Consider the following 12,201-nt stretch of genomic DNA (forward strand, 5'->3'; position numbering starts at 1 on the left):
CCAGAACCGGGTGATGCCCGATCCGGCCGAAAGCCTGTCAAGACGCGGGTTCAGCTAGTTTTTTCCTTGCTCGGCGGCAGGCGGGTTGCTAGGCTTGTCGGCCTCGAATTCTGCCCATTTTTTCGCCATCCCGCGGCGGGCACGACACCCCTCAGGACTCCTTCCTCAGATGTTCAAGAAACTCCGTGGCATGTTCTCCAACGACCTGTCCATCGACCTGGGCACGGCCAACACCCTCATCTACGTGCGCGGGCAGGGGATCGTGCTGAACGAGCCGTCGGTCGTGGCCGTGCGCCAGGACCGTGCCATCGGTGGCACCCGCTCGGTGGCAGCCGTAGGCGCCGAAGCCAAGCAGATGCTGGGCCGTACCCCGGGTCACATCACCACCATCCGCCCGATGAAGGACGGCGTCATCGCCGACTTCACCTACACCGAGGCGATGCTCAAGCACTTCATCAAGAAGGTGCACAAGTCGCGCGTGCTGCGCCCGAGCCCGCGCGTGCTGGTCTGCGTGCCGGCCGGTTCGACCCAGGTCGAGCGCCGCGCGATCAAGGAATCGGCCGAGGAAGCCGGTGCCCGTGACGTGTACCTGATCGAAGAGCCGATGGCTGCCGCGATCGGCGCCGGCATGCCGGTCACCGAAGCCCGTGGTTCGATGGTCATCGACATCGGCGGCGGCACCACCGAAGTGGCGGTGATCTCGCTCAACGGCATCGTCTATTCGGCCTCGGTCCGCATCGGCGGCGATCGCTTCGACGAGTCGATCACCAACTACGTCCGCCGCAACCACGGCATGCTGATCGGTGAAGCCACCGCCGAGCGCATCAAGGTCGAACTGGGCTGTGCCTACCCGCAGGCCGAAGTGCAGGAACTGGAAATCTCCGGCCGCAACCTCGCCGAGGGCGTGCCGAAGATGATCAAGATCAGCTCCAACGAGGTGCTCGAAGCCCTGCACGAGCCGCTGTCGGGCATCGTCAGCGCGGTCAAGCTGGCGCTGGAGCAGACCCCGCCGGAACTGTGCGCCGACGTCGCCGAGCGCGGCATCGTGCTGACCGGTGGTGGTGCCCTGCTGCGCGACCTGGACCGCCTGATCTCCGAGGAAACCGGCCTGCACGTGCAGGTGGCCGACGATCCGCTGACCTGCGTGGCCCGCGGTGGCGGTCGTGCGCTGGAGCTGGTGGACATGCACGGCAACGAGTTCTTTGCGCCGGAATAAGCCGTCCCGGCCGTTCCTGCCCGCCGCGCCCTTCCGGGGTGCGGCCCGCCGCGATGGCGGGCCGGCACCGGCGGGGCGTCCGCGTGTTTCCCTTCCGCCTTCTGCCAGTTGAATCGTTGCCGTGCCGCCCTACGCCGGTCCTCCCGTTGCCTCCCGATCCGGTGATGCCGCCAGCCCCCTGCGGTTGCTGGCCTACCTCGCGCTGGCCATCACCCTGATCGTCCTTGACGACCAGGCCGGCTGGCTGGCGCGCCTGCGCGAGCAGGCTAACAGCCTGGTGCAGCCTGTGTGGGCGCTGGCCGGCCTGCCCGGCAAGCTCGGCAACCAGGTCAAGGATTCCGCGGCCAGCCACACTCAGCTGGTCACCGAGAACCGTGAACTGCGCAACCAGCTGCTGCTGGCCAACGCGCGCCTGACCCGCCTGCAGACCGCTGCGCTGGACAACGCCCAGCTGCGCGAACTGCTGAACGTGGCCGAGCGCAGTGGCCTGGACGTACAGCTGGCGCCGATCCTGGACATCGACCTGGACCCGGTGAAGCAGCGCCTGGTGCTCGACGCCGGCAGCCGCGAAGGCGTGCACGTCGGCCAGGCGGTGATCGACGCCGGCGGTCTGATGGGCCAGGTGATCGGCGTCACCGGCGGCACCTCCACCGTGCTGCTGCTGACCGATCCCGACCATGCGGTGCCGGTGACCGTGGCCCGCAACGGCGTGCGCCTGATCGTCTATGGTCGCGGCGATACGCTGGAGCTGCGCGACATCCCGCTCAGCGCGGGGGTGGAAGTGGGCGATGAGATCGTCACCTCCGGCCTCGGCGGCCGCTTCCCGGCCGGCTTCCCGGTCGGCACCATCACCGGCCTGCGTCCGGACGATACCCATGCCTTCCTGGTCGGCGAACTGAAGCCGGCGGCCCAGCTCGACCGCGGCCGCGACGTGCTGCTGCTGCGCCCGGGTGCGGCGATCCGGATTCCGCCGGAGCTGCGCCTGCAGCTGGAAGCGCCTGCTCCAGGTGGGCCCGCCGATGGCGCGACGCTGCCGGCGCAGACCGCCACCGCGCCGGCGGCCTCGGCCCCGGCTGCATCCATCGCTCCTGCAACGGCCCCTGCAACCCCGGCAGCGGCTCCGCTCCGCCGACCGGCGGCGACGGCACCGGCGGCAACGCCAGCGGCGCCGGATCCGTCGGCGGAGCCGCACGCACCCCAACCGGTCGAACCGACCCCGGTCATTCCGGAGGCCCAGCGATGAGCCGCCTGCGCGACAATCCGTGGGTGCTGCCGGCCAGCCTGGTGATCGCGCTGCTGCTGGGCCTGCTGCCGCTGCCTGCGCTGCTGCAACCGCTGCGCCCGTACTGGCTGGCGTTGGTGCTGGCCTACTGGGTCATCGAGACGCCCGAACGCGTCGGCCTCGGCATCGCCTTCGCCAGCGGCGTGGTGGCCGATCTGCTGTACGGCGGCGTGCTCGGTGAACAGGCGCTGCGGCTGGTGATGCTGGCCTTCATCCTGCAGCGTTTCCGTGCCCGCATCCGCTTCTTCCCGATGTCGCAGCAGATGCTGGCCATCGGCGGCCTGCTGTTCAACGACCGCATCGTCAGCGCGCTGGTCCACATCGTGGTGGATGAGCCGACCCTGCCGTGGTCGTACTGGTGGGCGCCGCTGCTGGGCATGGGCCTGTGGCCGCTGGTGTTCGTGCTGCTGGACGCGGTGCGCTTCGGCAAGCGCGGGCGCTGAGCCATGATCCCGCGCCGCCAGGTCAAGAACCCGCACGCTGAAGCCGAACAGTTCCGCCGCCGCGCGGCGCTGGGTTTCCTGGGCGTGCTGGTGTGCCTGCTGGGCCTGGGCGGCTGGTACTTCAAGCTGCAGGTGCTGGACCACGACGTCTACGCCACGCGCTCGGAAGCCAACCGCATCAAACCGCGGCCGGTGGTGCCCGGGCGCGGCATGATCTACGACCGCAACGGCCGCCTGCTGGCCGAGAACGTGCCGGCGTTCCGTCTGGACGTGACCCCGGACAAGGTCAAGGACATGGAGGCCACCCTGGAAGGGCTGGCGAAGATCATCAGCATCAGCCCGGAAGAGCTGGAAGCGTTCAACAAGTCGCGCAAGGCGCGCCGCAAGTTCCTGCCGGTCACGCTGAAGCTGCGCATGAGCGACGAGGAGATGGCACGCTTCGCCGTCGACCGTTGGCGCTTCCCCGGCGTCGAGCTTGAGCCTTACCTGACCCGGCGCTACCCGTACGGCGATCTGTTCGCGCACATCATCGGCTACGTTGGCCGTGTCGACGACAAGGATCTGGAGATCCTCGGCGAGGGCAATGCTGCACTGACCCACATCGGCAAGTCCGGCCTGGAGCGCTATTACGAGCAGCAGCTGCGCGGCAAGGTCGGCTACGAGCAGGTCGAGACCAACGTGCAGGGCCGTGCGATCCGCACCATTGGCCGTGTCGCTGCGCAGTCCGGCGCCGACCTGCGGCTGTCGATCGATGCCGATCTGCAGCGCGCCATGGTGGCCGCCTTCGGCGACCAGGAAGGCTCAGCGGTGGCGATGGACCCACGCACCGGCGAGGTGCTGGCGATGGTCAGCCTGCCGTCCTACGACCCCAATCTGTTCGTCAACGGCATTTCCCATGCCGACTTCAAGGCGCTGAACGAAAATCCGTCGCGGCCGCAGTTCAACCGCCTGGTACTCGGCGGTGTCGCGCCCGGTTCCACGCTGAAGCCGCTGATCGGCCTGGCCGGCCTGGATTCGGGCGTGCGCCGCCCGGAAGACAAGGTGCTGTCCACCGGCATGTTCTACCTGCCCGGCACCAGCCGCGGCTGGGGTGATGCGCATCGCGGCGGCCACGGCTGGACCGACCTGCGCAAGTCCATCGCCGAATCGGTCAACACCTATTACTACAAGCTGGCGCTGGACCTGGGCATCGAGCGCTTCGACCATTACATGGAGTACTACGGCTTCGGCCAGCCGACCGGTATCGACCTGACCGGCGAGATCGGCGGCATCCTGCCGTCGCCGACCTACAAGCGGAAGAGCCGCAAGGAAGCCTGGTACCCCGGTGATACGGTCAACATCAGCATCGGCCAGGGCGACTGGAAGGTCACCCCGCTGCAGCTGGCGCGCGGCGTCAGCGGCCTGGCCGACGGCCAGCTGCGCACCCCGCACCTGGTGATCCAGCAGCGCGACGGCTTCGACAGCGACTGGACCGCGACGCCGCCGGGCGAAAGCAAGCCGGTCAGCCCCAACCCCAACAACGTGCAGGCGGTGCGCGAAGGCATGATGGCGACCATGCGACCCGGCGGCAGCGGCTGGCGCGTGGCGGTCGGTGCGCCGTACGTGATGGCCGGCAAGACCGGTACCGCGCAGGTCATCAGCCGCAAGGGCACCGCAGCCGTGAACCCGAAGAGCCTGCCGATGCATCTGCGCCACCGCGCGCTGTTCGTTGGCTTCGCGCCGGTCGAAAACCCGGTGATCGCCATCGCGGTGGCGGTGGAAGGCGGCGGTTACGGTGGTTCGGCCGCGGCGCCGATCGCGCGCAAGGTGTTCGATGCCTACCTGCTGGGCAAGATGCCCGAGGGCATGCAGCCGCTGGACAGCGAGCGCGGCACCACCGCCATCGGTGCCACCGCGTTCGACAACGAAGACGCCGGCGCACGCCAGGCCGGGGATCTGGGCGCCGCGCAGCTGGGCGAACACCCGGTGCAGGTGGGGGTGCCGACGCCCGCACCGGCACCCGCGCCGCCGCCGGCCACACCGGCTGCCGCCGCACTGCCGGCCACGCCGCGCCCGACCGCCACGGAGCCCGCACGATGAAGGTGTTCCTGCGCTGGGCCGGCGACATGCTGCGCCGCTTCTTCAGCACGCTGGACTGGGTGCTGTGCCTGGCGTTGGGCGCGCTGATGGTGATCGGCTTGGCCACCTTGAAGAGCGCGGGTGGCGACAGCCTGGTGATGGCCCAGGGTGCACGTTTCGCGGTGGGCATGGCGGCGCTGTGGGGCATCTCGCGCGTGCCGATCCTGCGCATCCGCTCAGCCACGCCGATGATCTATGCGATCTCGATGATCCCGCTGCTGGCGGTGTTCGTGCTCGGCACCGGCAAGTACGGCCGGCAATGGCTGGACCTGAAGTTCTTCTACCTGCAGCCGGCCGAACTGCTGAAGGTCAGCCTGCCGATGATGGTGGCCTGGTACCTGCACAAGATGCCGCTGCCACCGCGCTTGAGCACCGTGTTGACCGCGCTGGTCATCATCGGCGTGCCGACCGGCCTGGTGATGCTGCAACCGGACTTCGGCACCGGCGTGCTGATTGCCGCCAGCGGCGTGTTCGTGCTGCTGCTGGCCGGCCTGCCGTGGTGGTGGGTGGGGCTGGGCGTGGGCGGCGTGGCCGCAGTCGCGCCGTTGGCCTGGTTCTGGCTGCTGCGGCCGTACCAGAAGGACCGCATCATGATGTTCCTGGACCCGGAGATGGACGCGCTGGGTGCTGGCTGGAACATCATCCAGTCGAAGATCGCGATCGGTTCCGGCGGCTTCGATGGCAAGGGCTGGGGCGAGGGCTCGCAGTCACACCTGAACTTCATTCCCGAGCAGACCACCGACTTCGCGTTCTCGGTGCTGAGCGAGGAATTCGGCTGGATCGGCGTGGCCACCGTGCTGGCGCTGTACCTGGTGGTGATCGGGCGCTGCCTGTGGATCGCCAGCCAGTCGCGCGACTCGTACTCGCGCCTGCTGGCCGGTGCCACCGGGCTGGCGTTCTTCGTCTACGTGCTGGTGAACGGCGGCATGATTTCCGGCCTGCTGCCGGTGGTGGGCGTGCCGATGCCGCTGATCAGCTACGGCGGCACCTCGGCGGTATCGCTGCTGGCCGGCTTCGGCCTGGTGATGGCGGTGCGCAGCCACAACCCGGTGCACGGCGGCTACGGCTAGCCGCCGCTGCCCTCCGCGGACGTCGCGTTTGCGTAGAGTCGAGCTTGCTCGACTGCTCCTGATTTTTGTAGAGCCGAGCCATGCTCGGCTGCCCTTCGTAAAGCGCACACACGCCCCAAGTCGAGCAAGCTCGACTCTACAAATGCGGCACCGCCCTGACAGCTTCACGCAAGCACGCATTGCTACCGTGCCCATGTGGAATGGAAACGACTGCTTGGCCTCTGCCGTGAGGCGGTGCGCACGATAGACCTGCCGTTGCTGGCCGCGCTGTTGATCCTGATGGGCGCCGGCCTGGCAGTGCTGCACAGCGTGTCCGGGCCGGTGGTCGGGCAGGCGGCGCGCTTCGCCGCTGGCCTGGGCGCGATGTGGCTGTTGTCGCGCGTCCCGCTGCTGCGCCTGCGCGCGTGGACGCCGACGATCTACGCACTGTCGATGCTGCCGCTGATGGCGGTGTATGTGATCGGCACCGGCAAGTACGGGCAGCGCTGGCTCAATCTGGGCGTGTTCTACCTGCAACCGTCGGAGCTGCTCAAGCTCAGCCTACCGCTGATGATGGCCTGGTACCTGCACCGCCAGCCGCTGCCCCCGTCGCCGCGCACGGTGCTGACCGCCGCCGTGCTGATCGGCGTACCGGCCGTGTTGATCCTGCTGCAGCCCAACCTCGGCACCGCCACGCTGGTCACCGCCAGCGGCGTGTTCGCGCTGTTGCTGGCCGGGTTGCACTGGGGCTGGGTGGCCACTGGCGCGGCGGGATTGGCGGTAGCCGCGCCGCTGGCCTGGTTCGGCCTGCTGCGGCAATACCAGAAGGATCGCGTGCTGACCTTCCTCGACCCGGCGGCCGATCCGCTCGGCACCGGCTGGAACATCCTGCAGTCGCGCATCGCGATCGGTTCCGGTGGCTGGGACGGGCGCGGCTGGGGGCAGGGCACCCAGGCCACCCTGGATTTCCTGCCCGAGTACACCACGGACTTTGCGTTCTCGGTGCTGGCAGAGGAGTTCGGCTGGATCGGCGTGGCCAGCGTGTTCGCGCTGTACCTGTTCGTGGTCGGGCGCTGCCTGTGGATCGCGGTGCATGCGCGCGACACGCACGCGCGGTTGCTGGCCGGCAGCCTGGGCTTGGCGTTCTTCGTCTATGTGCTGGTCAATGGCGGGATGATTTCCGGCCTGCTGCCGGTGGTGGGCATTCCGATGCCGTTGATCAGCTACGGCGGGACCTCGGCGGTGTCGCTGCTGGCCGGTATCGGGTTGGTGATGGCGGTGCGGGGGCACCGGCCCGTGCACGGCGGATAGGTTTCCAGCCAACGGCGCAGCCCCTCGTGGGTGGAGGTGGTCGCGGATAGCAGAAGCCGCGGGTGGGCCGGTCGGGTTGAGTACGCGGGGGACGCCGTGAATCCGTCCGTGGAGGCTTGGCAGCCGCATCCATGCGGCTGACACCCCCGCGTACCCAACCCGACCGCCCTCTGACAGATTTTGGCGGTCTGCCACCCACGGAGAAGAAAGAGAAGATCAAAAGCAAAAGCAAAAAAAAACAGCTTGGCCGGTTGCATCATTGCTTCCTGTAGAGCCGAGCCATGCTCGGCTGACGAGCAAGCGCAGCGCGCGACCCGCTTTTGACCTTCTTTTTCTTCTCCGTGGGTGGACGCGCCCGAAAATTGTCAGCGGCCGGGTGGGTGGGTAGTGCGGGGTGTCCGCGGCATGGATGCCGCGGCCAAGCCCCCATGGATGGGTTTACGGCGTCCCCGCGCTGCCCACCCACCCGGCCAGCCCTCAGCAATCCGGCTTTCAGCGACCACCTCCACCCACGAGGGCTGCGCCGTTGGCCGGAACCTTCCTGACTCTGCGCAACGCCTATTGTGGAAGCGTTCTCACAACAACGCGTGGACGCCCGCCCACTGACCAAAGTCCAGAAAAATTGTTAAGGGGTTCACACTTTTACGCCGCGTTGATCCTGATCAATGGACTTGTCGTAATCGGCCTGCACAATGGCGGCCCGTTCGGCACGGCGCGCCGTCAATCGTTGCAGCGCGAGGGGGCGTCGGGCGGGAGCAGTACTGATCCAACAGGTACAGGGAACGCGGAGCACTGCCACTGGGGAGCGGCAGCCGCGCAGGTACCGACCGGATCCGGTCGCCGGTTGCGTCTGCGGGGATGGGGACGCAACCGGCCACCTCTCACTGAATGGGGCAGGGTGATCACGACGCCTTCACATTTCCCGCTGAACGCGGGCAAATCGTTGTGATTCATGGTGTTAGGGGTTTTAATTCATCCATGACCTGCTAACCTGCGACGATGATTCGACGCACTCTGGCCTGCATGCTCACCCTCGGCCTGGTCGCCTGCGCGACCCAGCCGAAGTCCCCACCGTCTTCGCCCCAGGCCAGCAGTACGCCGCGCCAGCCCGCCGCCAAGGCCCACGGTCCGGCCGAGGCCGCACCCGAAGCCACCGCCGCCAGCGCGCCGCCGGTCGATCTCACCCCGGTGCCGTTCGAGGTTGCGCGGGCCCGTTTCATTGCCGATACCGCCAAGCGCTATGGCCTGAAGCCGGAGCAGATCAGCAGCGTGCTCGACCAGGCACAGGTGCGCCAGCCGATCATCGCCGCGATGTCGCGCCCGGCCGAGCGGGTCAAGCCGTGGAACGAATACCGGCCGATGTTCATCAGCAAGGCACGTATCGACGGTGGCCGCGCGTTCCTGGCCGAACACCGCGCCGAACTGGATCGCGTGCAGCAGCGCACCGGCGTGCCGGCCGAAGTGATCGTGGCGATCATCGGCGTGGAAACCAGCTACGGCAAGAACGCCGGCAGCCATCGCGTGCTCGATGCGCTGTACACGCTGGCCTTCTATTACCCGCGCAGCGGCGATCCGGCCAAGCTGGAACGCGAAGTGCGCCGCGAGCTGTTCTTCCGCGATGAGCTGGCCAAGCTGTTCGAGCTGGGCCGCGAAGAGAAGCTCGACATCACCACGCTCAAGGGCAGCTATGCCGGCGCGATGGGCATGGGCCAGTTCATGCCGTCCAGCTACCTCGATTACGCGGTGGACGGCAACGGCGATGGCCGTCGCGACCTGTTCAACAGCTACGACGACGTGTTCTCGTCCATCGCCAACTACTTCGTGAAGAAGGGCGGCTGGGTGCGCGGCGGCCAGGTGGCCGTGCCGGCCACGCTGGCGCCGGGCCGCGACGAGTTCAACCCGACCGAATGGATGCCCACCTGGTCGCTGGCCGACCTGGCACAGCGCGGCTACCAGCCCAGCGCGCCGGTGCAGCCGGGCGCCACCGCCACGCCAATCACGCTTGAAGGCAGCACCGGCAAGCAGTACTGGCTGGGCTTCCAGAACTACTACGCGATCACCCGCTACAACCTCTCGAAGATGTACGCGATGGCCGTGTTCCAGTTGTCCCAGGCCATCGCCGGACAGGAGCTGCCCCCGGCATGAACATCAGATGGCTGGTCCCGAGCTTGATCGTCCTCGCGCTGGCGGCCTGCAGCAGCGCGCCGAAGAAGCCGGCCACCGCCGGCCACGGTGGCAAGTCCAGCGGCACGCTGGTGCAGGGCCGCGGTTCGCGCCCGGCGCACTGTCCGGAAGGCTCGCCCTATGCGGCGGCCAAGGAAGACCTGAGTACCCGCGGCAACTACACCGCCGGTGGCCTGTACAAGCCCGGGGTGAAGGACAGCACGCCCACCTACATTCCCAACGTGGCCTGCATTCCCGAGCCGGAAGTGACCGCTGAGGAGCGCTCGACGATCGGCAACAAGTCGCCGTACGTGGTGCTGGGCAAGTCGTACAAGGTGCTCGACGACACCCATGATTACGTCGAGCGCGGCACCGCCTCCTACTACGGCGCCAAGTTCCATGGCCGCCTGACCTCCAACCGCGAGGTCTACGACATGTACCAGTTCACCGCCGCGCACAAGACGCTGCCGCTGCCCAGCTTCGCCCGCGTGACCAACCTGGACAACGGCGAATCGGTGATCGTGCGCGTCAACGATCGCGGCCCGTTCCATGATGGCCGCGTGGTCGATCTCAGTTACGCCGCCGCGGTGCGTCTGGGCATCACCCAGCGCGGCACCGGCAATGTGGAAGTGCGTGCGCTGCAGCCGGGCGAGAGCAACCTGCTGGCGCAGAAACCCTCGCGCCGTGAGCGTCGTGCCGCCGAAGCAGCCGCGGCCACCGCCATGGCCAGCACGCGGTCGGCACCGGCCGCACGTGCGCCCGCCGACAGCGACATCGATCGCCTGGTCAACCGCCTGCCGACCGACGGTGCACCGTCGCGCGGCCAGCCGGCCACCACCCAGGGCGTGGCCAGTACCGCGCCGGACGTGGCGGTCAGCAGCCTGCCGCCGAGTGCACCGCCGGTGCGCAGCACGGCCCCTGCGCCGGCCGTGGTGGCCAGTGTCGCGCCGCGTGCGGTGGCACCGGCACCGGTGCGCAGCGCCCCGGCCACGCCCAGCCTGTCGCAACAGGTGGTGGGCGCGGTGATGGTGCAGGTCGCCAGCTTCTCCAGCCGCGACAACGCCAACCGCGCGATGGGCCAGCTCAACGCTGCCGGCATCGTCGGGGCGACCATCAGCGACATCGCCGCCGGTGGCCGTACCCTGTTCCGCCTGCGTGTTCCCGCCAACGACCATGCCAGTGCCGCGGAACTTGTCGGCCGCATCGCCGGTCTGGGGCTGGGTTCGCCGCAGATCGTCAAGGATTGATCCGCCCGGGCCGGTGCTGCCGGCCCACGCTCCCCCGGCCTTACAATGGCCGTTACGTTCCACCCTCCATTCCCGGCCGTCCCCTGGAGCCTGCTGTCCAATGAATTTCCGTTCCGCCGCCACCGCCCTGGCCGCCACCCTGGTGGTGGGCCTGGCTTCCGCCCAGACTCCGCTGCCGACTCCGGCCACGCCGGCGCCCGCCGCTGCCGCTGCCGCCCCGGCCACCGTGGCCACTCCGCCGGCCCCGGCGCCGAGCGTGTCCAAGGCCTGGGTGCTGATGGATTACGCCACCGGCCAGGTACTGGCCGGCGAAAACGTCCACGAGCAGCTGGCCCCGGCCAGCATCACCAAGGTGATGACGTCCTACGTGATCGCCGCCGAGGTCAAGAACGGCAAGGTCCGTGCGGATGACCAGGTGATGATGAGCGAACGCGCCTGGCGCGAAGGCGGCGCCGGTACCGACGGCAGCTACAGCGGCTTCCCGGTCAACCAGACCGCGCGCCTGGAAGACATGGAAAAGGGCATGGCGATCCAGTCCGGCAATGACGCCGCGATCGCCCTGGCCGAACACGTGGCCGGCAGCGAAGAGGCCTTCGCCTCGCTGATGAACAGCTACGCGGCCAAGATCGGCATGAAGGACTCGCACTTCGTCAACGCCCACGGTCTGACCGCCGAAGGCCATCACAGCACCGCCTACGATCTGGCGCTGCTGGGCCGGGCGATGGTGCGCGACTACCCGGAAACCTACGCGTACAACAAGATCAAGGAATTCCAGGTCGGCAACATCAAGCAGCCCAACCGCAACCTGCTGCTGTGGCGCGATGGCAGCGTGGACGGCATCAAGACCGGCCACACCTCCGAGGCGGGCTACTGCCTGATGAGCTCGGCCCAGCGTGGCGATCAGCGCCTGATCGCGGTGGTGCTGGGCGGTGCGTCGGAGAAGCAGCGTGCCGATGACAGCCTGGCCCTGCTGAACTGGGGCTTCCGCTTCTTCGAGACCCACCGCCTGTACGAGCCGGGCAAGGCCGTGGCCGAGCACAAGGTCTGGAAGGGCACCACCGACAAGGTGCAGCTGGGCGTGGCCCAGCCGATGCTGGTGAGCGTGCCGCGCGGCCGCTACAACGACCTGAAGCCGAGCATCGACGTGCCCAAGACGCTGGAAGCGCCGTTCACCGCCGGCCAGCAGATCGGCACCGTGAAGGTGACCCTGGATGGCAAGGTCGTTGCCGAAGCACCGCTGGTGGCGGTGGCTGCCGTCGAACAGGCCGGCTTCTTCAAGCGCCTGTGGGACAGCTTCTGGATGTGGTGGGAATCGGAATGATCCACGCCCCGGCGTGGTGAACGAAAAGGCCGGCGAATGCCGGCCTTTTCC

General features: G+C 68.3%; 9 protein-coding genes. All 9 read left to right on the forward strand.

The features are described from left to right. Positions 1–169 precede the first annotated feature (169 nt). The 9 genes from C9412_RS12875 (at position 170) to C9412_RS12915 (ending at position 12,150) form a co-directional block, all read left to right on the forward strand. Positions 170–1,216: a rod shape-determining protein gene (locus C9412_RS12875; protein ID WP_005411077.1), complete on the forward strand. Its 1,047-nt coding sequence runs from the start codon at positions 170–172 to the stop codon at positions 1,214–1,216. Positions 1,217–1,337: 121 nt separating this feature from the next. Then, positions 1,338–2,459: a rod shape-determining protein MreC gene (gene mreC, locus C9412_RS12880; RefSeq protein ID WP_107231980.1), complete on the forward strand. Its 1,122-nt coding sequence runs from the start codon at positions 1,338–1,340 to the stop codon at positions 2,457–2,459. Continuing rightward, positions 2,456–2,941: a rod shape-determining protein MreD gene (gene mreD / locus C9412_RS12885; RefSeq protein WP_107231981.1), complete on the forward strand. Its 486-nt coding sequence runs from the start codon at positions 2,456–2,458 to the stop codon at positions 2,939–2,941. The genes mreC and mreD overlap by 4 nt, the downstream gene beginning before the upstream one ends. Positions 2,942–2,944: 3 nt before the next feature. After that, on the forward strand, positions 2,945–5,020 hold the full coding sequence (gene mrdA, locus C9412_RS12890; protein ID WP_107231982.1) for a penicillin-binding protein 2: 2,076 nt from the start codon (positions 2,945–2,947) through the stop codon (positions 5,018–5,020). After that, complete coding sequence (gene rodA, locus C9412_RS12895; protein ID WP_107231983.1) at positions 5,017–6,129, forward strand: rod shape-determining protein RodA; 1,113 nt, start codon at positions 5,017–5,019, stop codon at positions 6,127–6,129. Before mrdA ends, rodA (C9412_RS12895) begins: the two co-directional genes overlap by 4 nt. Before the next feature lie 195 nt (positions 6,130–6,324). Then, entirely contained in the window at positions 6,325–7,419 is a 1,095-nt protein-coding gene (rodA, locus tag C9412_RS12900) for a rod shape-determining protein RodA (protein WP_107231984.1), read from the forward strand. 999 nt (positions 7,420–8,418) lie between these two features. Then, positions 8,419–9,564, forward strand: a complete 1,146-nt coding sequence (mltB, locus tag C9412_RS12905) for a lytic murein transglycosylase B (protein ID WP_107231985.1) — start codon at positions 8,419–8,421, stop codon at positions 9,562–9,564. Beyond that, positions 9,561–10,829, forward strand: a complete 1,269-nt coding sequence (locus C9412_RS12910) for a septal ring lytic transglycosylase RlpA family protein (RefSeq protein WP_107231986.1) — start codon at positions 9,561–9,563, stop codon at positions 10,827–10,829. Before mltB ends, C9412_RS12910 begins: the two co-directional genes overlap by 4 nt. A gap of 100 nt (positions 10,830–10,929) precedes the next feature. Further along, positions 10,930–12,150: a D-alanyl-D-alanine carboxypeptidase family protein gene (locus tag C9412_RS12915; RefSeq protein ID WP_107231987.1), complete on the forward strand. Its 1,221-nt coding sequence runs from the start codon at positions 10,930–10,932 to the stop codon at positions 12,148–12,150. Positions 12,151–12,201: the final 51 nt, after the last annotated feature.

Source organism: Stenotrophomonas sp. Nf1 (genome assembly GCF_003028475.1).
In the GTDB taxonomy this organism is placed as follows: domain Bacteria; phylum Pseudomonadota; class Gammaproteobacteria; order Xanthomonadales; family Xanthomonadaceae; genus Stenotrophomonas.